This is a genomic window from Acidipila rosea, assembly GCF_004339725.1.
In the GTDB taxonomy this organism is placed as follows: domain Bacteria; phylum Acidobacteriota; class Terriglobia; order Terriglobales; family Acidobacteriaceae; genus Acidipila; species Acidipila rosea.
Window position 1 is genome coordinate 702827 of sequence record NZ_SMGK01000002.1, and the last position, 22377, is coordinate 725203.

Annotated in this window: 19 protein-coding genes; 11 read left to right on the plus strand and 8 right to left on the minus strand. The window is 62.1% G+C overall.

Going from position 1 to position 22377, the window contains the following annotated elements; genetic code table 11:
* Positions 1-50: 50 nt before the first annotated feature.
* Both C7378_RS08055 and C7378_RS08060 read left to right on the plus strand, forming a co-directional pair.
* Positions 51-1547, plus strand: a complete 1497-nt coding sequence (locus C7378_RS08055; RefSeq protein ID WP_131994446.1) for a multicopper oxidase family protein — start codon at positions 51-53, stop codon at positions 1545-1547.
* An 11-nt stretch (positions 1548-1558) separates the two neighbouring features.
* A complete protein-coding gene (locus tag C7378_RS08060) occupies positions 1559-2986 on the plus strand; it encodes a TolC family protein (RefSeq protein WP_131994449.1) in 1428 nt (475 codons plus the stop codon).
* A gap of 70 nt (positions 2987-3056) precedes the next feature.
* Here C7378_RS08060 and C7378_RS08065 read toward each other — a convergent pair whose 3' ends face one another.
* Complete coding sequence (locus tag C7378_RS08065) at positions 3057-6461, minus strand: TonB-dependent receptor (protein WP_165876712.1); 3405 nt, start codon at positions 6459-6461, stop codon at positions 3057-3059.
* A gap of 468 nt (positions 6462-6929) precedes the next feature.
* Positions 6930-7859 carry a vWA domain-containing protein gene (locus C7378_RS08070; protein WP_131994455.1) on the minus strand — a complete coding sequence of 310 codons (930 nt, stop codon included), beginning with the start codon at positions 7857-7859 and terminating at the stop codon, positions 6930-6932.
* Positions 7860-7993: 134 nt separating this feature from the next.
* Here C7378_RS08070 and C7378_RS08075 point away from each other — a divergent pair, with 134 nt between their 5' ends.
* Genes C7378_RS08075 through C7378_RS08110 form a run of 8 tightly spaced genes read left to right on the plus strand, consistent with a single transcriptional unit; the run spans position 7994 to position 13829 of the window.
* Positions 7994-8818, plus strand: coding sequence for a phosphatidate cytidylyltransferase (locus C7378_RS08075; protein ID WP_131994458.1), 825 nt, complete (start codon positions 7994-7996; stop codon positions 8816-8818).
* 16 nt (positions 8819-8834) lie between these two features.
* Positions 8835-10028, plus strand: a complete 1194-nt coding sequence (locus tag C7378_RS08080) for a 1-deoxy-D-xylulose-5-phosphate reductoisomerase (protein WP_131994461.1) — start codon at positions 8835-8837, stop codon at positions 10026-10028.
* A gap of 14 nt (positions 10029-10042) precedes the next feature.
* The gene (gene rseP / locus C7378_RS08085; RefSeq protein WP_131994464.1) at positions 10043-11413 is read left to right on the plus strand and encodes an RIP metalloprotease RseP; all 1371 of its coding nucleotides are present in this window, start codon (positions 10043-10045) and stop codon (positions 11411-11413) included.
* 5 nt (positions 11414-11418) lie between these two features.
* Positions 11419-11766: a tetratricopeptide repeat protein gene (locus C7378_RS08090; RefSeq protein ID WP_131994467.1), complete on the plus strand. Its 348-nt coding sequence runs from the start codon at positions 11419-11421 to the stop codon at positions 11764-11766.
* A gap of 29 nt (positions 11767-11795) precedes the next feature.
* Positions 11796-12482 (plus strand): endonuclease III domain-containing protein, encoded by a 687-nt coding sequence (locus C7378_RS08095; RefSeq protein WP_243648135.1) that lies wholly within the window; start codon positions 11796-11798, stop codon positions 12480-12482.
* A gap of 4 nt (positions 12483-12486) precedes the next feature.
* Positions 12487-13110, plus strand: coding sequence for a non-canonical purine NTP pyrophosphatase (locus C7378_RS08100; protein ID WP_131994473.1), 624 nt, complete (start codon positions 12487-12489; stop codon positions 13108-13110).
* 29 nt (positions 13111-13139) lie between these two features.
* Positions 13140-13451, plus strand: a complete 312-nt coding sequence (locus tag C7378_RS08105) for a hypothetical protein (RefSeq protein WP_131994476.1) — start codon at positions 13140-13142, stop codon at positions 13449-13451.
* 36 nt (positions 13452-13487) lie between these two features.
* Positions 13488-13829, plus strand: a complete 342-nt coding sequence (locus tag C7378_RS08110; protein ID WP_131994479.1) for a hypothetical protein — start codon at positions 13488-13490, stop codon at positions 13827-13829.
* Between the two features lie 66 nt (positions 13830-13895).
* Here C7378_RS08110 and C7378_RS08115 read toward each other — a convergent pair whose 3' ends face one another.
* From C7378_RS08115 to C7378_RS08140, 6 genes are read right to left on the minus strand one after another with little or no spacing between them, the layout of a single operon-like run.
* Positions 13896-14228, minus strand: coding sequence for a metal-sulfur cluster assembly factor (locus tag C7378_RS08115; RefSeq protein ID WP_131994482.1), 333 nt, complete (start codon positions 14226-14228; stop codon positions 13896-13898).
* A gap of 15 nt (positions 14229-14243) precedes the next feature.
* On the minus strand, positions 14244-15140 hold the full coding sequence (locus C7378_RS08120) for a polyprenyl synthetase family protein (RefSeq protein ID WP_131994485.1): 897 nt from the start codon (positions 15138-15140) through the stop codon (positions 14244-14246).
* A gap of 8 nt (positions 15141-15148) precedes the next feature.
* Complete coding sequence (locus C7378_RS08125; RefSeq protein WP_131994488.1) at positions 15149-16873, minus strand: glycosyltransferase family protein; 1725 nt, start codon at positions 16871-16873, stop codon at positions 15149-15151.
* Positions 16870-19293, minus strand: coding sequence for a penicillin acylase family protein (locus tag C7378_RS08130; protein WP_131994491.1), 2424 nt, complete (start codon positions 19291-19293; stop codon positions 16870-16872). The genes C7378_RS08125 and C7378_RS08130 overlap by 4 nt, the downstream gene beginning before the upstream one ends.
* A gap of 50 nt (positions 19294-19343) precedes the next feature.
* Positions 19344-20210: an aldo/keto reductase gene (locus tag C7378_RS08135; protein ID WP_131994494.1), complete on the minus strand. Its 867-nt coding sequence runs from the start codon at positions 20208-20210 to the stop codon at positions 19344-19346.
* A 40-nt stretch (positions 20211-20250) separates the two neighbouring features.
* Positions 20251-21207 (minus strand): CPBP family intramembrane glutamic endopeptidase, encoded by a 957-nt coding sequence (locus C7378_RS08140; RefSeq protein WP_131994497.1) that lies wholly within the window; start codon positions 21205-21207, stop codon positions 20251-20253.
* A gap of 155 nt (positions 21208-21362) precedes the next feature.
* Here C7378_RS08140 and C7378_RS08145 point away from each other — a divergent pair, with 155 nt between their 5' ends.
* Positions 21363-22352, plus strand: coding sequence for a phosphoesterase (locus C7378_RS08145; RefSeq protein WP_131994500.1), 990 nt, complete (start codon positions 21363-21365; stop codon positions 22350-22352).
* Positions 22353-22377 lie beyond the last annotated feature (25 nt).

Consider the following 22377-nt stretch of genomic DNA (forward strand, 5'->3'; position numbering starts at 1 on the left):
CGACTAGCTTCGCTCCCTCCACACTTGCTTTTTCTAATGCAGAGGAACCAATGAGTGATCGCCGTACTTTTCTCCAGCGGGCCTTTGGCCTGGGAGCGGGACTGCTTGCCAGCCGTCCTGTCTTCGCCTCCGACACCAGTCAACGCCAGGCATCACGCGCCGAAGCGCTCCGCCCTACTGACGCGCACCGGCGATTTCCGGCTCCGGTCATCACCACCGATGTCGGTGATCTGCCCTACACGCTCGACAACGGCGTGAAGGTCTTTCATCTGACCGCGCAGGTCATGAAGCGCCAGATTGCACCCGATAAAACCATCGACGTATGGGGCTTCAACGGCTCTGCACCGGGCCCCACCATCCAGGTCACACAAGGGGACCGCGTGCGCGTCGTCTTTGAAAACCAGCTACCCGAGCCCAGCTCCATCCACTGGCATGGCTTTGAAGATCACATCGCTTTCGATGGCATGCCGGGCATCAGCCAGGAGCCGGTCAGGCCCGGCGAGCGCTTCGTCTACGAATTCAACATCCACCAGGAGGGAACCTATTTCTACCACTCGCATATGGCGATGCAGGAGATGGCCGGAATGCTCGGTGGCTTCATCATGCACCCCAGGGCTCCCTACACACCTGTTTGCGATAAGGACTTCCTCATCCATCTGCAGGAGTATGCCGTGCTACCAAACAGTACTATTCCCAACACGATGAACATGGAGTTCAACTGGCTGGTTCTCAACGGCAAGGCAGGCCCGGCGGCGACGCCACTGATCGTGCGCCTTGGAGACCGCGTCCGCATCCGCTTTGTCAATCTCGGCATGGATCATCACCCGATGCACATTCACGGACACACCTTCCACATTACCGGCACAGAGGGAGGCCGCATTCCCGAGAGCGCCTGGTGGCCCGGCAACACGGTGCTGGTCGGTGTGGCGCAGGCACGCGATATCGAGTTCATTGCCAACAACCCGGGCGACTGGATGCTGCACTGTCATCTCCCGCACCACATGATGAACCAGATGTCCTCAACCGTCGGCAGGATGACACGCATGGGCGATCGCACGATGCCCGCGGGTCTCAGCATGAACAACGGCATGGGAATGCTGGATGGTGCGCCCGGCGCTCCCATGGGTGAAGACTACGGCCCGAGCCTCGGCCGTGGCATGGGCTTCGGCTCCGGCAGCGACAGCTCCACCACCAATGGCCCGCTCTCCGCGGCTGCGATGAAGGCCTCGACTCACTCAGCGGACCAGATGCACGACATGGCGGTGATGCAGAAGGACAACAATCAGAGGCCGGAGATATCGCACAACGCCAACAGCGTTCCTAACTTCCCGCAGGATGCATTTATGGAAGGGCCGATGATGATGATGGACAGCAGAGTGGAGAAGCCCGAGAACTACGGCCTGCGTCCTGGCTGGAGCCGCTTCATGCAGGGCATGATGACGTTCATCCGCGTGCTGCCGCCGGAGCAGTATGACGAAGTGATCTCGCGCATGAAGCATGCCAATCGGCCCGACGACCCCTATTCCTCGCTTTTCCTCAAGAGCTAACGGAGAGTGCAATGAAGACAATAGCAATCGCCGCAGCGCTGCTCATTCCGCCATCGCTGGCCTGCGCGCAGCAACAGCCCATGCCGCCCACGATGCAGATGCCGGATATGCCAATGCCCAGCCAACAGCATGAAAATCATGCGGCCGCTACGCCCGGAAAGCTGCCTGAGACTCAGCTGCTCGGCGCTGTCGCAAAGCGTGCCCCCATGACTCTCGAAGACTTCGAGTCGATAGCAGAGAAGACCAACCCTACGCTGGCACAGTCACACACGCTCGTTCGCCGGGCGGAGCAGCAGGGCCGCCAGTCCGCGCTCTACCCTAACCCCGTCGTCGCCTACGATGCCGAACATATTCGCGGAGGCAGCTACGGCGGCGGCGAACAGGGTGCCTACCTGCAGCAGAACATTGTGTTGGGGGGCAAGCTTGGGCTGCGGCGGAGCATCTATCAGCAGCAGGCGCAGGAGTACACCATCGGCGTCGATGAGCAAACCTATCGGGTGCGAAACAGTGTGCAACAGGCCTTTTACAAGGCGCTCACTGCACAGGCCGCGGTGGTTGTGCGGCAGCATCTGCTCATGCTCTCTCTCGATGCGGTGAAGACATCGCATCAACTGGCAAATGTCGGGCAGGCCGATCAACCCGATGTACTCCAGGCTGAGGTTGAGGCGGAGCAGGCCAACATAGACTTTGTCCGTTCGCAGCGCGAATACCTTGAGGACTTTCAAAAACTCGCCTCCATTGCAGGCTCGCGCCAGCTCTCGGTCTGTCCGCTCACCGGCGATCTAGAACATCCTCCGGCGATCGACCCTGAGCAGCAGGTGGCGACGATCGTCTCTGCGAGCCCCAGCGTCAAGCGCGCGCAGCAGGAGGTGAGCGTCGCCGAGGCGCGCCTCAAGGCTGCGAAGCGGGAAGCAGTGCCCGATCTGCAGCTTCGCGCAGGTGAGTGGTGGAGCGGCGAACAGACCTCCAGCACCAGCAATGCCGCGGGGCCCATGAGCTTCGTCAGCGCCGGAGTCGCACTGCCTCTCTGGAACCGCAACCAGGGCAATGTCGAGGCCGCTAAGGCTGAACTGGAGCGCGCGCAGGAAGATGTCACGCGCACCGAGCTCTCTCTGAAAAATCTCTCCGAGCCTCTGGCGCAGCAGTATCTTGCAGCGCAGTTTGAGGCAGATCGTTATCGCACGGATCTGCTGCCCCGCGCGCAGCGTGCCTACGACCTGTACCTCGCAAAGTACAAGCAGATGGCTGCCGCTTATCCCCAGGTTCTCATCTCGCAGAGAACCCTCTTCCAGTTGCAGCTTGATTATCTTCACGCACTCTCAACGGTCTGGACGACCGCGTCCGCGCTCGAGAATTTTACTCTGGATGGTGCGCTCTCTTCACCATCGAGCGAACCCTTGAACTCAACCATCAATCTCCCCAACGGCGGCAGCCAATAGCGCTATCGTCGAAGCAAAAAAGAGGGCGTGCCTGGTGCGGCACGCCCTGCATCAGGAGAGAAGTTGCCTGCTAGAACTCGATCCGCGCCGCAAGCTGAATATCGCGGCTTAGATTCTGCTGCTTGCTTACCTGGCCGAAGTTCGACGAGTCGATGTTCTGACCGATGCCTCCGAAGACCACCTTATTCGTCACGTTGAAGGCATCAGCCTCAAACTGCAGCTTCGTGCGTTCAAAGATCGGAAAGGTACGGCGCAGGCTCATGTCCAGGTTGTAGCCGCTGGGGTTCCAGAGGTTGAGCGCAGCCGTGCGCGCGCTGTTCCCAAAGGTGTACGGAGCGGGATCCTGAAAGGCCGCCGCGTCGATATATGACGGAGAAACCTGTCCCGCAACCAAACCTTTGCCCCAGCTTCCGTTCCTGCGCGGCGAGTGTCCGTAGCCGGGAGTGTAGTTCGGCATGCAGGTGCCAGCCTCGGGAGTGTTGCAGCCCGATGCCACGATCGTCAGCGGATTGCCCGAGTAGTAGCGATAGATTCCGGAAACGGTCCAGCCGCTGGCAATCGCCTTGGCGATGAAGTTTTCCGGTGCGAAAGGAATCTGGTAGACAGCGGTCCCGGCAATCGATTGTGGCTGATCAGCCGTTCCCAGTCCACGCTCCACCCGATTGCTCAGGTAGCCGCTGCGGAAGGTGCCGCCATCATCGATTTCCTTGGAGTAGGTATAGTTCAGCATGAAATCCAGACCCTTGTAAGTACGCTGCTTGAGAGAGATCTGCAGCGCGTTGTAGGCCGAGTTCACGATGTTGCCGTAGGTATCGCCCACGCCCGAGTACTGGGGAAACGGCCGCAGCATCTCAACCAGTTTTCCCTTGTAAGTCGGATACGGAAGAGCAATTCCGGGAATGATTGCATCGGCCTTGGCAATGCTTGAAGCTGATGCATTCTCGTTGAGCAGGCTGCCGAGCGCATAGTACTTCGGATCGAGCTGATCGTTGTAGATGCCGCGCGCTCCACTGCCGTTCGTTGGCAGGAAGTGCCCCTGGCTGCCGGCGTAGTTCACCTGGATCGCCATGTTCTGCGTGAGCTGCCGCTCAATGCCCAGATTCCAGTCGACAACGTATGGTGCGCGTCCACCAAGATAGGTGTCACCGTAAGCTACGCTTGCGGGCGATGTCTTGATGGTGGTCGAGTAGCCGGTGCCATACGTTGCGCTGATAAAGGGAGGAGCCTGGTAGGCCGGGAATCCATCGTTCAGGTAGAACGCCGGAATACCGCTGTTGCTTGCGCTCTTCGGCTCGACGTTTGCCGAGAAGCCAAGCTGACCGGTACCTAGGCGCGATGCATTCAGAATGCCCGTGCCGTGGCTGTAGATCATTGCAAAGGCTCCGCGAACGACCGTCTTGGGCGTTGCGCTGTAAGCGAATCCGATTCTCGGGCCGAAGTTCTTGTACCACGTCTTCACCGGCGTGCTGCAGTTGCAACTGGCCGGACCACTGCCTGCAAACTCAAGCGCGCCCGGTATGCCCACCGCGGGATTGATGGCCGTCGTATTCAGGAAGGAGAAGCGGTTTCGCGATTCCTGGAAGGGTGGGAAGAGATCCCAGCGCAGGCCCAGGTTCAGCGTCAGGTTTTCACTCACGCGATAGTCGTCCTGCCCATAGATGGACAGCGGACGAATGCGCGCGCCTACCTCCTGCACCGCATACTGCTGCAGTTGCGCTTCGTTTACCGCGCCCAGCAGCAGGCTTGCATAGGAGTTGCCCGTCTTAGTCAGCAGCGTGCCGTTGTTGTATCCGGCGGTCTCGTCGTTGCTCATCTGCAGCAGCAGCGGAGCGCTTCCCGTCGAGTAGAAGGTGTTGTTGTCCTGCAGCCACTGCTTCATAAATCCGAAGGTGAAGGAGTGCTTGCCGCGCGACCATTGCAGGTTATCGAGCAGGTCAAAGGTGTTGGTCGTTTCTTCGTAGGACTTGCCACCGTCCCACACAGTTGGCGCATCCGGTCCGCCAAACTTCACATAGGGGAACGAATCGGCGACCTGGCCGGCAGGCAGGCCCGTAAACCCGGCTGCATTCAGTCCATACTGGGGGTTGTAGCTGGGATTGCCGACGATGTCGTAATAGCGGAAAAATCCATACTTGAACTGATTCACGAGGTGATCCGTGATCAGATAGTTGTGCTCAAAGATGATGTCCTTCGACTTCGGCGCATAGCTTTGACCATCGGTATACGGCAGCGGTACCTGGCTTCCCTTGCTCAGGTAGCCCAGCACGCCTGACTTGCCCGCCGCCACGATCAGCGAGATTCGCTGCTTCGGCGTAAGGTCTGCGTCGATCTTGTCCGTCGTGTCCCAAGAGAAGGTGTTGGTCGGAATCTGGCCAAGATAGTTATTGGTCAGACCGGAGTTCGTCGGGGCCGGCAGGAACGATTGCAGAAACTGGCTCTGCGAAGTTATGCGTGCCGGGTCCATCACAATCAGACGGCCTTGATAGTCGAACTGCTGCCGCGTGCATGCCTTGCCGGAGCAGGAGGTCGTCGCAGGATCATAGATCGGAACCTTCTGCTGCGCGAGCAGCGCCGAAAAGTCGCCCTGCCGTTCCGCCAGCGTCGGAATCGAGTAGTAGCCCGGGTTCCCGGCCCGGTTATAGCGATAGCCGTCATAGCTGCCGAAGAAGAAGACCTTGTTCCTGATGATCGGACCACCGAGCGTCAATCCATACTCGTTCTGATGCTCGACCGGCTTGGTCGCCTTGCCTGTCGCGGGGTTAATGACGGCCGGCGCGAAGAAGCCCCAGGTGTCGAGCGCAGTATTGCGGAAATATTCGAAGATCGCGCCGTGAAAGTTATTCGAACCGGACTTGACCACATAGTTCTGCATGCCCGCACCCTGATACTCGACCGGCACGCCGCTCGTCTCAACCTGAAACTGGTCCACTGCCTCTACCGAAATATCCGACGACACATTGCGCGGATCGCCCTGGATGGAAATGCGCGTGATCGGCACGCCGTCTACGTAGATTTCATCGAGCCGCCCCTGGCTGCCGCTGCCGTTGAAGATGCCGGAGACGCCGCCCTGCGTCACGCCCGGCATCAGGTAGACAAACGAAGTAGGATCGCGCGGACCGCCATTCATCTCCAGAGGGAGCGCCGTGTATGTCTTGTTCTCCATCGTCGCGCCGAGCGTAGCATTCGTGGTTTCGAGCTGCGGCGGCGCGTCAGTCACGACCATCGTCTCTGTGCTCGCGCCGATGGCAAGCGTCAGGTTCAGACCCAGAACCTGCAGCGCATCGATAGTCACGTTCTGCTGCGTCAGCTTCTGGAATCCCTTCGCATTCGCCGTCACGTTGTACTTGCCCGGACTCAGCGGGGAGATCGTGTAATAGCCGCTGCCCGTGGTGGTTGTGGTCTGCGAGAGATTCGTTCCCACGTCGGTAGCCGTTATGGTCGCACCCGCCACCACCGCGCCTGAGGCATCCTTCACTGTGCCCTCAATTGCGCCCTTGCCGCCTATCTGTGCATAAGCGCTGCCTGCTCAGAATGCCAGCACTGCCATCGCAATGCGTAATGCTGTGCCCACCTTAAATCTGGACGTGCGTCCGACCTCTTGCATCCTGTTTCCTCGCTGAAATGAATGATTGGCGTTTCTGCGTTTGACGGCTTATCTGGTCTTAGCTCTGCCGCTACCGAAACACTCGTGGTCATACCACTACCCACGGCTGCCTATATTCTTTGCGCGAAGGAAGAGTTGTCAAGAGGAAACAGGGAAATTCTTTACCGCAGATGCAAACCCTGACTGCAGGGCGTTTGGTAGGTTTTTCCCGATAAAACAATTTACGGGATGAATATTATGGTCAGACCACGTTCGATACCATCAACAGTTGCGTCCAGTCAACAAACAGCAGGGGCAGCGCATCGTGCGCCGCCCCTGTTGTCTTCCAATTCCCCGAATTTATGCCGGGGGCAACACGGGCACTTTCTGGGTTACCTCGATCTTCGCCGGAAAGCCGCTCGCCTTCACGCGAATATCCACCAGGTCCGGCTTGCCCTTGTAGGGAGCCATGAAGCCGAGCTCGTACTGGTTAGCCAGCCGCTTGCTCAGGTCTTTCAGAAAGGGCTGAAAAGAGACCGGGCTCATCATGCCTTCCCAGTAGAGATGGCCGCCTGTGGCTTCGGCCACCTGGCTGAGCAGATTCTGCCCGGCATTCGTCTCATACCCTGTGCCATCGACGAAACCGCGATCGCGGAAGTAGATCGAGTACACCACCAGTCCAGCCTTCTGCGCGTCTGAGATAGCGGCCAGCAGGTAAGGATCCTCCGGGTCATAGCGCAAGTTATAGCGGTCCACGCCGTCGGTAATCATCAGGACCTCCCGCCGCGCGTTGGGGTTGTTCGAAGGCCAGCGCTTGGCCAGATCCGACAGGCAGAAGTAAGGGCTCGCGTTCGTTCCCCGCGCGCCGCCCGGTAGCCGCAGTGCGTTCACCGCAAGGGCATGGTCGGTCGTGAACTGCTGTGCGAAGTAGGAGGACCCCTCCTGCATATACGCCACTCCGACGGCCGTCGTCGGCGGCAGTGACTGGATGAAGTCCGCCAGGTCGCTCAGCTGCACGCCAAGCGCGCGCCGTGCGGAATCGTCCACCAGAATTGTCAGTTCCAGCCCTGCATTGCTGCCCTTGTAGGGCTGGAGGCCGGTGATCTCGGTTTTCTTGCCGTCGACGGTCAGCTTCAAATTCTGCGCCTGCAGCTGCGGAGCCTCGTCTTTCTTCGGTATCACAGTAACCACCGCGTGGGCAGGGGCTTCACTCTTCTGCGAAAATGCGGGCCCGGCGAGGGCAAGCGAACCGGCAAGCAGCAAACCCAATGTAGCGTTTCTGACGTTCATGAATTTTCTTCTCTCTGTGCCGCATGGCACTATGCCAACGAAATAACACCATACATAGGAACACACTTCTTGATTAGATGTAGCGGAATTCTCAAACAGAGCAGTACTCGTTTTGACCGTGTATTCTGCCTGATGTGAAACGAGTTCTTACTGCACTGGTACTGATTCCCCTTGTTCTGCTGCTGGTGTTCCGGGGCCCGTTCTGGCTGGTTACCCTGGTAGCCGCAGTCGTGGCCGAGCTTGCAACGTGGGAATATCTCGATCTGGCTGACAAGTCCGGCGCAAAAACGCCTCGCATCGCCGTGCTCATCGGCATCGGGCTGCTCTTCCTCTGCGCCTTCTTCCGTCCCGAGTACATGGCCCCGCTGCTGGCCTGCCTGACCTTCCTGATCCTCATCTTCTGCAGCTTCCGCTCGCCGCTGCAGAGAGTGCTGCCCGACACGGCCTACTCGGTCTTTGCGCTGGTCTACCTCGGCCTCTCGCTGACCACTCTCCCGCTGCTCAGCGCGCAGGAGAACGGCGCCTCCCTGCTGCTGCTGCTCTTTGCCACGGTCTGGACTGGTGATATTGCCGCGCTCTATGTGGGCCGCTCCGTGGGCAGGCATAAGCTGGCGCCGACCATCAGCCCCAAGAAGACCTGGGAGGGCAGCCTCGGCTCCATCGCCGGCAGCATCCTCATCACCCTGCTGCTGCTCCGGCTTGCGGACGCGCTGGCAGCCCACGGCGTATATATATTGTCGTATCCGGGCACTCTTCTGAGATGGCTTCTGCTGGCCGTGGTGCTCAATGTAGCGGCGCAGCTCGGCGATCTGGTGGAGTCGGCCATCAAGCGCGGCGCTGGCGTCAAGGACTCCGGCTCTCTCTTGCCCGGCCACGGCGGCATGCTTGACCGCATTGATGCCCTGCTGCTGGCCGCCCCCCTGCTGTGGTACGCTCAGCTAGCGCAACAGGCGTTTTGATTGAAGAGTTTACGCTTTGAAACAGATTGCCATTCTCGGCTCCACCGGCTCCATTGGTCAGAGCAGCCTCAGTATTCTTGAAGAGTATCCCGACCGCTTTGCGATAGCCTCGCTCGCGGCCGGGCGCAACGTGGATGCAGCCTTCGATCAGTGCCTCCGCTGGCGTCCCCGCGTCGTCTCTCTCGCCACCGCTGAGCTGGCCGATACCCTCGCGCTGCGCCTGCGCGAAGCCGGAGTTACCGGCATTGAGGTCCTCCACGGAGCCGCGGGAACCGTCCAGGTGGCCACCCTTCCCGAGGTGGATTTTGTTATCTCCGCCATCGTGGGAGTGGCCGGCCTTGAGGCCACCTATGCTGCGATCCTTGCAGGCAAGCCCGTGGGGCTCGCCAATAAGGAAGCGATGGTCGCCGCAGGAGAAATCCTGACAGCCGCGGCCCGCGAACGCAACGTCCCCCTGCTCCCGATTGACTCCGAACACAACGCCATCCACCAGGCCATGCGCGCCGGGGAAAAGCGCGAGATCAGCCGCATCTGGCTCACCGCCTCGGGGGGCCCCTTCCGGAGTCTGCCGCTCCAGGATTTTGATCACATCACCGTCGAGCAGGCCCTCAAACATCCGACATGGGTCATGGGCCGGCGGATCACCATCGATTCAGCCACCATGCTCAACAAGGGATTGGAGATCATCGAAGCCTGCAGGCTCTTCGATCTGCCGCCGTCGGCCGTCAAGGTGACGGTGCATCCCCAGTCCACCGTCCACTCGCTGGTCGAGTACATCGACGGCAGCATCCTTGCCCAGATTTCCGTGACGGATATGCGGCTGCCGATCCTCTATGCTCTCAGCTATCCTGAGCGGCTACCCTCGAAGCTCACCTTTGACATGGCCGCGCTTGGCCGTCTCGACTTTTCGCCGCCGGATTTCGCCCGTTTCCCCTGCCTGCGTCTCGCCTATGAGGCAGCCGAGCGGGGCGGCGCGCACTGCATCGCACTCAACGCAGCCGATGAAGTGGCCGTCGAGGCATTCCTCGAAAGGGCCATACCCTTCCCAGGCATCCCGCGTACAATAGAAGATGTACTGCAGGCGACGCCAGAGAGTCATCCAGCGACCATCCAGGAAGTGCTCGCGCTTGATGCGCAGGCACGGGACTTAGCCCGGGAAGTTGTTGCCAAGACCCCGACCCGGTCCCAGCCTGCCCTACATCGGCGCTAAGCGCCTTACACACTATGCCTTTTGCAGTTACAGCTACATTGTCGATGCTTGTCGTTCTCGGCATCATGGTGCTCGTTCACGAGTTCGGCCATTTCATTGTTGCCAAGCTCTGCGGCGTGCGCGTGGAGGTCTTTTCGATCGGCTTCGGCACCCGCCTCCTCGGCTTTCGCCGGGGCGACACCGATTACCGCCTGAGCCTGCTTCCTCTCGGCGGCTACGTCAAGATGTCTGGCGAGAACCCCGCCGAACAGCGTACCGGCGATCCCGGCGAGTTTGCCGCCCATCCCCGCTGGCAGCGCATGCTCATCGGCCTGGCAGGTCCTTTCGCCAACTTCATCCTCGCCTTCGTGCTCATGACCGGCCTTTACATGATGCACAACGAGGTGGATCAGTACCTTTCCGGCCCGGCTATCGTGGATTTCGTTCCGCAGAACTCCGCTGCCGCCCACTCCGGCATTCAGCACGGCGACCGCATCGTTCAGTTCGACCATGATCACAACCCCACCTGGGAGCAGTTGCGCATCCGCGCCGCGCTCGACGTCAACTCCACCGTGCCGATCACGGTCGAGCGCCAGGTCAACGGCGAGACGCAGCAGATCTCAACCCATCTTTTCCTTGCCGACTCCAGTAAAGACGGAGACTTCGACATTGAAACCATGCTCATCCCCCGCTTCCAGAGCACGCCGCTGCGGGTGCAGCATGTCGAGTCCGGCTACCCTGCTCAAAAGGCGGGCGTGAAGGATAATGACTACATCCTGTCCGTCAATGGAGTTGAACTTCACTCCACCCCGGCCCTCGTCGCCTATCTGCAGCAGCAGAGCGGCGCGCCTGCGACGCTGACCATCAAGCGCGGCACACAGGTCTTTCCCGTCACCGTTCACCCCATCTGGGCCGATGACGGCGCGGGACACATGGGCTATCGGCTCGGCTTCAACGCCTACCTGCCGCCCTTCAAGGTGGAGCAGCTTCCCTTCCCGCAGGCAGTCAAGCACTCCGTCACCTTTAACCTGCACAACTCTGGCTACATCCTCGACGTGGTGCACAGGCTCTTCACCCGCCACTCCAATGTCCAGCAACTGCAGGGCCCTATCGGCATCGCGCGGCAGACCGGCGAAGCCGTCTCCATGCCCGGCTGGCAGCCGATCATCGGCCTCATGGCGCTCATCTCTCTCAATCTCGGCATCATGAACCTGCTGCCGATCCCCATCCTGGACGGAGGCATGATCCTGCTCCTGCTCGTGGAGGGCACGCTGCGCCGGGACCTGAACCAGCAGTTGAAGGAGCGCATCTACCAGGCCGCCTTCATCGTGCTGATTCTCTTCTTCGCCTTCATCATGCTCAACGATGTGTCGAAGCTGAGCCTCTTCTCGAAGCTGAAGCCCTGAGCTCGATGTCCGCCGACTCCGAACGCGCACTGGAGCGCTACTATGCAGCGCTCGACCACTTCGCCGCAGGTGAACTGCCTGCGGCGATCGGCGCCTTCCGCGAAAGCCTGCTGCTTGACCCGTCTCTGCTCGACGCCATGCACGGCCTCATCCGCGCGCTGCAGGAGTCAGGCGACTACGACCAGGCCATCGCAACGGCGCACCGTCTCGCCGAGATTGACCCCGATGACGTGCTGGCGCACACCAGCCTCTCCATCCTCTACCAGCACAAAGGCATGGTGCCCGAAGCAGAGGCGGAAGCGTTGAAAGCCAAGCTCCTCGGCTGGAAAAAGCAGCTCGCCGGAAGCGCCTGAGGCACCCCCACAGAGCCCTGACTACTCCTTTGAAGCCTTCCGCCAAACTCCATCGGATCTACACCCGCCTGCTCACGGCCTATGGCCCGCAACGCTGGTGGCCTGCGGAGACGGCCTTTGAAGTCGTAATCGGTGCTTACCTCACCCAGAACACCTCCTGGCGCGCCGTGGAAAAGTCCATTGCCAACCTCGCGGCAGCGCACTGCCTGACCATCGACGGGCTCCGCGCCGTTCCTGAAGACGAGCTCCGCACCCTGATCCGGCCGTCGGGCTACATGATCCGCAAGGCCGCTGCCCTCAAGGCATTCGTCGCCATGCTCGACCGCGACCATGCGGGCCGGCTCGATCTGCTCGCCGCGCAGCGTACAGCCACCGCGCGCGAGGCGCTGCTCCGTTTGCCGGGCGTCGGTCCTGAGACGGCGGACGCCATCCTGCTCTACGCGCTGGGCCATCCCGTCGCCGTCGTCGATGAATATCTCCGCCGGGTCGTCACCCGCCACGGCATGCTTCCCGCCAAGGCGAAGTACCTCGAGATACAGTCACTTGCGCTCTCCACCTTTGCCGGGGAACCGATCGAGTCCCACGTGCGGCATCACAATGAGTTCCATGCCCTGATCGTCGAGGTTGGCAAGCGGCACTGCGGCCCCACCCCGCGCTGCGCCGGTTGTCCGCTGGCGGAGAAAGCTTTGACTCCTCCGCCCGACGCGATACCCTGAAGAGATGAGCCAGACCATCTATGTAGCCACCACGAACCCCGGCAAACTGCGGGACTTCGCCGCCGCAGCCGCCTCTCGCAGCAAACTGCAGATCGTGCCGCTGCCGGGCCTCGGCTCCATTCCCGCACCCAGCGAGGACGAGCCCGATTTCGAAGGCAATGCAAAGCGCAAAGCCGTCTACTACAGCCGCTTCGCCCCCGGCGAAATCGTGATTGCCGACGACTCCGGCCTTGAGGTCGATGCCCTTGATGGCGCACCTGGCGTGCGCTCCGCGCGCTATGCCGATGACATGAATTTTGACCACCCGGGCGCGACCGATGAGCGTAACAACCAGTGCCTGCTGGCCCAGCTCGCAACCGCCTCGGTTACTTCCCGGCTGGCGCGCTACCGGTGCGCACTGGCCGCAGCCAGTGGCGGAGCCTGCCTGCTCACCGCCGACGGCGCCGTCCAGGGCGAAATCCTCTCCCATCCCCGCGGCTCCGGCGGTTTCGGTTACGATCCGCTCTTTTACCTGCCGGAACTTGGCCAGACCATGGCCGAGATTTCCCTCACCGTCAAGGACAGGCTCAGCCACCGCGGCCTCGCCTTCCGCCGGCTGCTCAGCCTGCTCGCGGAGATTGGCGAATAGCCCTCGCGTGGCCTAAAATCACCCTTGCCATGCCGTCCCGCGAGAATACGACCTTTGAAGTCTCCTGCCCCGATTGCGGGGGCATCCTCAAGATTGACGTTGCCAGCCGCGCCGTCATTGCCCACACTCCCGCTCCGCGCAAGCGCACCTTTGAGGATTTTGAAAGCGCTGCCCGCGCCATGCGTGAACAGGACGAGCGCAAGGAAAGCCTCTTTCGCCAGGCCGTCGACGCTGAAAAGAACAAGGAGGACCTGATGGAAAAGAGATTTGCCGAGGCGCTCCGCAAGGCCAAGGAAACTCCCGACACCGGCAAGCCCCTGCGAGACTTCGACCTCGATTGAATCTGCATCTAAATGTTTGAGGTGATAGAGAGAACTATGAGCATTGATCTGACGCGGCTCCCCCAACGCATCGAAGACGGCATAGAAGAACATCTGCCCGAGAGCCTCAGCACCGTACCGTGGACACGGAGCCTAGCCGCAGGCTCGCTTGTTGCCAGCGCCATTCTGCTCATCAGCGGCAGGCGCAAGACCGCACTGGCGGTTGCATTAGGAGGAGGAGTCGTTACCCTGCTCGAAAACCCCGATGCCGCGCGCGATCTCTGGAACAGTATTCCGCGCTACATCCGCAATGCTCAGGATCTGCTGGTCAAGTCGGAAGACTTCATCACCCAGCTCGCGGAACAGGGCGAGAAGCTGCGCCGGTCCATGAGCAAGTAGTAGCGGGGAGTAAGGAATACCGGGCCAGCCGGGGTCTCGCGTCTGGCCTAGCCGATTCCGTTGGGCCTAGCCAATTCCCAGGTGCTTCCGGGCTGCCTCGCTGATGCGGTCCGGCGTCCACGTCGGCTCCCACACCAGATTCACCTCGGCTTGGCTTATCTGCTGCACTCCCGCCAGGCGGTTGCGCACCTGTTCGGTGATTGCCGCGTGTGCGGGGCACCCGGGTGAGGTCATGGTGATGTCGATGCTGACGCGCTGCCGGGGCATCATCCCCGGTGCATCCGGGTCCGGCTCGACGGCTACGCGGTAGATCAACCCCAGGTCGACAATGTTTACCGGGATCTCCGGGTCATACACATCGCGCAGTGCCATCAATACATCTTCTTCAGTCAAGGTCATGGTGCCTGAGCTCTCCTAGTGTGTGCGCTCGACCAGGTAGGCTGCTACAGCCTTTAGCCCGCCGGCGGCGCTGCCGTAGCAGGCAATCTCGGCAAAAGCCTCGTCGATCAGCTTCGCGGCATCTCTGCGGGACTGCTCGATTCCAAAGACGGCAGGCCACGTCGCCTTCACGCTGGCCACGTCTTTCCCGGCTGTCTTCCCCAGCTGCTCCGAGTTCTGCGTCACGTCCAGCACATCGTCGACAATCTGGAACGCGAGGCCGGCCTTTCGTCCAAACTCCGTCAGCCTGCGCGCATCTTCGGCGTCTGCTCCGGCGTAGATGCCGCCCGCAACCACGCTCACGCGGATCAGCGCGCCCGTCTTCGCGCGATGGATCGCATCCACCAGCTCCGCGGTAGGCTGCGCCTTTTCACTCTCGATATCCATCACCTGTCCACCGATCATGCCTTCTACCGTGCCCGTAGCCTGCGCAATCAGCCGGACAATCTCTACCGTAGCCGTCGCCGGGCAGCGCAGCCTGGCCAGCACTTCATAGGCCTGCGTCTGCAGCGCGTCTCCTGCAAGAATTGCGATCGCCTCGCCAAAGACAACATGGCAGGTTGGTTTGCCCCGGCGCAGGTCATCGTTATCGAGCGCTGGCAGGTCGTCGTGAATCAGAGAATAGGTGTGCAGCATTTCGAGCGCTGCGCCAAGTTCCTCCACTCCGCGCGGCATCTCGCTGCTGCGGGCCACCATGCGCGCCGCCTCCATCGCGAGCACCGGGCGCAGCCGCTTTCCGCCGGCAAAGATGCTGTGGCGCATCGCCTTATGAATGGAAACCGGAAGCACCGTCTCCGCTGGAAGCAGTCGATCAAGCGTGGCATCGATCAGCTCCACGCCGGACTGCACAATCTCTTTTACGTCGGCTTGCATCCCCATCATCATATCTGAAGTTTTCCCCTTTTCTTCAGCGCCAGCAGCACCAGCAGCGACGCGGCGGCTATCCCCCGGCCTGTCCACATATCGCCTGTAGCGGCGTAGTGCACCGTGATCTGCGACCGCCCTGCCGCGATGGGAATCGTCATTAGCCCGTCCTCACGATGAGGACGCGCGCTCACCGTCTGCCCGTTCCGGCGCACCTGCCACGCCGGATACTCCAGCAGCCGCAGCACTGCGAATCCCGGCTGCGGCGAGTCGATGGTGAAACTCATCCGCTCCGCGCCTTTCACCCTCGTCTGCACCGCTGCCGCGATGGTGTTCTCAACATCAGGCTTCCAGTCCGGATTCTCCGGATCCACGCTCGATGCCTCTCCCGCATCTGCCCTGCGCAAGACCCTCACCAGCGGAGTCTGCTGCTCGACCTCGGCATTTTTTACCCTGCTGGGCGTGTACTCGTCGCTGCCCTCGAAGCCTTCCGCCTGCAACGTCGCCCTCTGCGCACGTACATTGTCTTCATCGTCGCAGAACTGCCAGAAGAAGTGGGAGGCCAGCAGCGTCATCAGCACTGTAATCGTCAGGATGGTCACCGCTCGAGTACGGATCGCGCCCCGGGTAGCAGCCTCCTGGAACTGACCACGCAGCGCAAGCCCTGCCAGCGCCGCCGCCGCCATTCCCATCACCAGCAGCCAGCGCCAGGGGAACTGCAGGAACTTCATCTCCGGCATCGTCCGCCAGATCACATCGCTCCAGGGAAAGAGCAGCAGCGCTGCCAGCGCCGCTGCCGCCGTCATCGGCAGCCACAGGCCGCGCCGTTTGTCACGCGCGAGCAATGCCCCCGCCAGCGCAGACCCCAGCAGCGCCACCGCGATCCACGAAGCCGTTCTTAATACCTGATCGTGAAAGGGAGCGCCGGTATATCCAAACAGGAAGCTGTCCTCGATGCGCATGCCCGGCGCAACCGCGCGCGCTATCTCCACCCAGCGCTGCTCATAGAGCGCGGGCCACACGTAGACTGCCGCCATCCCCAGCCCAAGCACCACACCCCACGCCGCGCGCAGCACCAGCCGCAGGCTTCTCTCCCGGATGGCTGCAACCGCTACGATCACCGCGAGCAGATAGCAGCCCATCACCGCCGACGGCGCATTGGTCAGCCACAGAGCCGCAACCACCAGCGCCAGCGGAACCGCCGCAGGCCGCTGGCGCAGCGCAAACAGCACCAGCAGCGGCATCCACGCAGCGCTGACCAGCTCTCCATAAGCCGTTCGCTCATAGGCCACAAACAGCAGGTAGGGATTCACCAGGTACAGGCACGCCGCGACCGCCGCCGCATCGTGCGTCATCCACTCGCAGGCCATCGTGTAGAAGGCGGCAACGCAGCCTGCAAGCGCCACCAGCGTAAAGGCCAGAGGCGTCCACGTCCACGGCAGCACCGTGCCCAGCAGCGCTCCCAGCATCCAGGTGAGCGGCGGATAGAAGACGAAGCGCGGCTCGCCTGCGCCGTAGTTGGCTGCCGCCATCCAGTGCGGATAGAAGACGCCATGCCGCCATGCCTGCGCCGCCTCCAGCCACGACTGCAGGTGAAAATCAAAGTCGTGCCCGCACGAGGCGCCTCGCCAGGCCAGCGGCAACACCGTCACCAGCACACACAGCTGCAGCAGCACGCGGCGGCGATACTCCCGCGTGGCGTTGCTTGAAGCAGTATGCGGAAATCGGAACGATACCTTCACGGCAGCAGGCGCAGCGTATGCGCGGTCGCCCTGCTCACCGCACCGTCACTGAAAGGCAGCGCGAAGGTCGTGCCTCCGTACCAGAACGGCCACTGGTCGCGATAGTAGGGGCTCACCGGGTCGCCCGACTGCCCCATCACGATATTCTCCGTCGCCCCGTCGATATCGCTCCAGTCGATGGTGAACCTCTGCGAAGGCCCGAAGTAGCTGCCCACCTGCTTCACCGTCGTGGTGTCGCCGGACTGCGGCTGCACACCCGTGCCCGTCCATCCCTTGAACCATGGCAGCAGCGAGTAGAGCGGATGCACAATCACCACCGGATGCGAGTAGCCATACCGCCACTTGGTCAGGTCCGCGGGCGCATGTGCTTCGCGCATCCCCGTCTCAACGCACGCCGCGAGAAAGTCGTCCCAGTTCGCATACGGCTTTGGCAGCCACGCTGCTGGCGCATGCATCACCAGCTCTTCCATTGCAAAGTCGCGCTCGCTCCACTGGTAGGCACGCCACTCCGCTCCCAGCTTCGGCTCGAGCAGCATCGGCCAGAAGGCGCTCCGCGCTGCAGCCACTACCGCCGCCGCCGGCGAGTCGATGCTCACCTCGCCATTCCACGACCGCATCAGGTCTGCCGCCTGCCGCAACTTTGCATCCGCCTTGCCTGCATGGTCGATCGCGTAGGCAAACCGCTGCCCCAGCTCCTGGTCAACCTCGGAGTAGATGTCGGTCTGCAACGTCAGCATATTCGCCGGTGTCAGCTTGTCCTTGCCCGCCAGCCACTTCCAGATGCGTTCGTTGCGATACGGCTCCGCCCACTCCAGCGTCATCGGGTGCGGATATCCGTCCGGTGTAATCCGCGAGTTTGCCGTGGCAATGATGCCCGCTGGCGGATCAAGCGTGCTCGGCAGTTCATCGAACGGGATGAAGCCCTGCCACTCATGCTGTTCGTCCGCAATGGGCATGCCCGTCAGGCCGCCCGGCCGTTCTGGAATATAGCCGACCGCCTGGTATCCGATGTGCCCCTGATCGTCGGCATACACAACATTCAGCGTCGGCGCCCACCATCTGCGCAGCGCTTCGCGAAACGACTTCCAGTCGGTCGCGCTGTCCAGCTCAAAGAGCGGAATTCCATCCGCAGAAGGGTCATACCCTGACCACCGCAGCGAGAGCGTTCTCTGCTCATGCGGCAGCAGCTGCGAGATCACTGGGCCATGGTCGGTGCGCTCCACCGTCAGCTCCACGTCGCTGCTGCCGCGCACGCGGATCGTCTCCCGGCTGCGCTCGAAGGGCCGCCATGCGCCGCCCGCTCCCATGTATTCGCCGTGTCCGTTGGTGCGCTCCACATACAGGTCCTGCGTATCGCCGTAGAGCGCCGTGAATCCCCATGCGATGTGGTCGTTATGCCCTGCGGTGATCAGCGGCAGACCAGGCACCGTCACCCCCGCGGCGTGAAAGGCTCCGGCATGCAGGTCGCTCTCGTACCAGATGTTCGGAATCGCATGGCCCAGGTGCATGTCATTGGACAGCATTGGCTTGCCTGACGCGGTATGTTCCCCGGAGACGACCCACTCGTTCGATCCGGCGATGCACTCCTCGCAATCGCTGCTCTTCGTCGCATCGCGCAGCCGCAGCAGGTCGCGCAGCACTGCCTGCGAAGAGTCCAGCGGCACCATCGGCTCGCTTTGTCCCGGCGCGGTGATATCCGGCTCCGTCGTCACTGGCGGATGATCGCGCCACGAGCCTGTGGGGTAGAGCGCCGCTGCCAGCGTCGGCCCCAGCCGCGCCGTAACCTGCTCCCGCTCCAGCTTGTGCTGCCACCGCTCATCGAGCATCTGCACCATGCTCAGCGCCACGGCCAGCGAGTCGGTCGTCGTCCACGCCCGCGGCTTGTACATCAGCAGCCGAAACTCTGCCGGAAGATTTTTCTGATGGCTCTCGATATAGGCGTTGACGCCGCGAGCATAATCCTCAAACAGCCGCCGGTCCTGCGGGGGCAGGTTTCCCGCGATGCGCTCCGCCGTATCGCCTATGGCCAGCACCCGCTGCGTCCTGTCGTGCGCCACGAAGCTCTTGCCCAGGATCTCTGCCGCATCGCCCAGGGCCATGCGCCGGGCCATGTCCATCTGCCACAGCCGGTCCTGCGCCGTGACGTAACCCTGCGCTTCGAGCAGGTCATCGAGATTCGCAGCGTCAATGTGGGGCACGCCGTGGCCATCGCGCCGGACCGTCACCGGCGCCTGCAGCCCGCTCAGGCGCAACTCGCCCTCCAGCTGCGGCAGCTGCTTGTGCATCGCTCGCATCAGCCAGTAGCCGCCGAAGCCGGCGCTCACCAGCCCTCCGAGCAATATCAATACAATCAGTCCTGCAACAATGCGCAGCAGCGGATGCTGGCGCTCCTCGAGTTCAACAGTTCTGCCAAGGTTCATCCCGCAGACATTGTCTCATCCGCGCCAATCGCAGCGACGCAGGCCGTGGCTCAGACCGTCGCGATCCGCTGCATCAGGTCATGCTGCTCGGCCGCATTCTCTGCGCCGATCGTGAAAGCGTCCAGCACACCCGTTCCCAGCGCAAAGCGAAGCGCCTCATCCTGTCGCGTCCGCATCGCGCCCTGACCCAGGATCTTCATCCCCACGATTCCCTTACCCGAGGCTCGCATCTCCTTCACCACCTCGATCACCGTGTCGGGATGCGCATCCATGTGCGCGCCCACCGGGTTCAGGCGCACCAGATCCACCTCCACCCACGGAGACTTCGCAGCCGCGCGCAGCGCGCCCAGCGTGTGGCAGGAGACCCCATGCGCGCGAATATGCCCCTTCGCTTTCGCCTCGGAGAAAACATCCATCACTCCCTGGTAGCGGCTCGTCCAGTCGTCCTCGGTGAGGCAGTGCATCAGGCAGATGTCGATGTACTCCGTACCCAGCTCTTTGCGGAAGCGCTCCAGGTCGGCCTTGGCCTGCGCCGGATCGCGCGAGTCGCACTTCGTCATCACCACCACCTTCTCGCGCGGAATATGCTTCAACGCCTCCGCAACGTCCGGGTGGCTGCCGTAGGAGTCCGCCGTGTCGAAGAATCGCAGCCCGCGATCATAGCCCGTCAGCAGCAGCTGCGGCAGCTTGTTTGTCCGCGTCTGGTTCGAGGCTCCGCCGCCGCCGATCGTCCCCGTACCCATGGCCAGGCGCGAGGTGCGAATCCCCGTCTTCCCCAGCGTGACCATGTCGGTCGCCTTGAACGTCTGCGTCGGCACAGCCAGCGGCGCATCCAGCACCGAGCCAAAGGAATGAGGACCAAGCAGAGCAGCCCCCGCGCCGAGGGCCGTCCCGGTTAGAAATTTTCTGCGATTCATAACTTCACCTGGAAGGGAGATTGGCCTTACGCATTCGCAGTCAGGATACGCCTCTGCGTGCACGCCTGTCGGCCTCCATTGCAGGAAATTCCGGGCCTCGCCTTCCCCACCACAGCCACATCAGCAGCGCCATTGCCAGCAGCAGCGGCACCACCAGCAGGCTGCCCTCCGGCCCCGTCAAGCCTCCGCTCCACAGCAGTCCGCCCGCAGGATGCGTGGCCAGCAGGTGCCCTTTCACCGCCAGTCCGCTGTCGGACGTGCCGTAGAAATACGACTCTCCCCAGTCCCACGCTGCGTGAAATCCCAGCGCCCACCACAGAGATCCCGTATACCAGAGGCTCAGGCAGAAGATCAGCCCGATGGCCCCGGCTGAGAACAACCCCACCGGCGACTCGCCCGGATTGCTGCCATGGATCGAGCCGAACGCCACCGACAGTAGCAGCGCGCTCCACCAGAAGCCAATCCCCCGCGCCACCCTGAACTGCAGATAGCCCCGCAGCAGCGACTCCTCAAAGAGCGCCACCAGCAGGAAAACTCCCGCCCACTCCAGTCCATACCTGATGGCCACGGCGCCGCTCAGCATCCGCCCATCGACGACCAGCAGCCTCGCCTTCCACAAGGCTCCCACCAGCGCCGAGACGGCAGCAAAGCCGCACAGCAGCCCGCCTGCGAACCGCACCAGCTTCGCCCGTCCCAGGTAGCCGTAAGAGAGCACAGGACGCCCTTCCGCACGCGCCATGATCGCGGTTGCCGCCAGCACAGCCAGCGCTTGAAGCCCTTCGCCGACAGCTCCGCCCCGCGGCGTCATCGGCGCGTTACGGGCGGGAGGATGAGGAACGAAGTGGTGAACCGCCCATCCCATGCCCGCCGCAAACACCACCACCAGCAAGGCATAGAGCAACACGCTCCATCCGGCACGGACCCCTTCCCGGCCAATAAAAATCCAATGCAGCTGCCGCTCTTTCTGCGGTTCACTCTCCAGCAGTTCGTCGTCCATGCGCCTCCTCTTTATCGGGAATATCACTGGTCAGCTTAATATGAATTCGCGCTCCGGTTCTTCTGCCGCCGGTCCGCTCCTTGACATTGCAGTCAACCCCGGCAATCCTAGTAAATTCCGGCATCAACACTTTTCACTCTCATGGAGTCTCTATTTTGAACGTTCGCGTCTTCTACCACGACAAATGCTTCGATGGGGCCTGCTCGGCTTCGCTCTTTGCCCGCTTCCATCGTGAATGCATCCGTGGCGACGCTGCTTACACCTACCATGGACTTGTCCACCGCGCCGGCGCGCTCTTCAATGAAGCCGACTTCACCGGCGACGAAAACGCCATCGTGGACTTCAAGTACTCCGCCTCGCCCGCCATCACCTGGTGGTTCGATCATCATCTCAGCGCCTTCCTCACCCCTGAGGACCATCAGCAATATCTCCGCGGCCTCGCCGACGGCAGCTTCAGCTCCCGCCGATTCTACGATCCCGATTACACCTCCTGCACCAGCTTCCTGGCGCACATCGCCTCCACCCGCTTCGGCTTCGACGCCGCGCCCGTCGCGGAGCTGATCCACTGGGCCGACATTGTCGACGGAGCCCTTTACGAGAGCCCCGAGGCAGCCGTCGAGATGGCTGCGCCCGCCATGAAGCTGACGCTCATCATCGAGTCCACGCAGGACCCGGCCTTCATCCCCCGGCTCATTCCCCTGCTCACCACCATGCCGCTCGCCGAGGTGCTGGAGCAGCCCTTTGTCGCCGAACTGCTGCCGCCCCTGCTGGATCGCCACCGCGAGGCCCTCGCCCTCATCCGCGAGCGTTCTGAAGAGAAAGACGGCACCATCTACTTCGACATCACCGACCGCCAGCTTGAGGGCTACAACAAGTTCATCCCCTACTACCTGCACCCGCAGGCCACCTACTCCATCGGCCTCTCGAAGTCGAGCTTTCGCACCAAGGTCGCCGTCGGCTCGAACCCCTGGACCAAGGCCGACCCGGAAAAAATGGTCAACCTCGCCACCATCTGTGAACGCTACGGCGGCGGCGGCCACGCCCGCGTCGGCGCCATCAGCTTCCCGCCCGACCGCTCCGACGAAGCCCGCAAGGCAGCCGCCGAGATCGTCGCCGAACTCCGCGCCGCAAACCCCTTCGCCTAGCCCGGCCGCTCTCCCGCACGGAGCA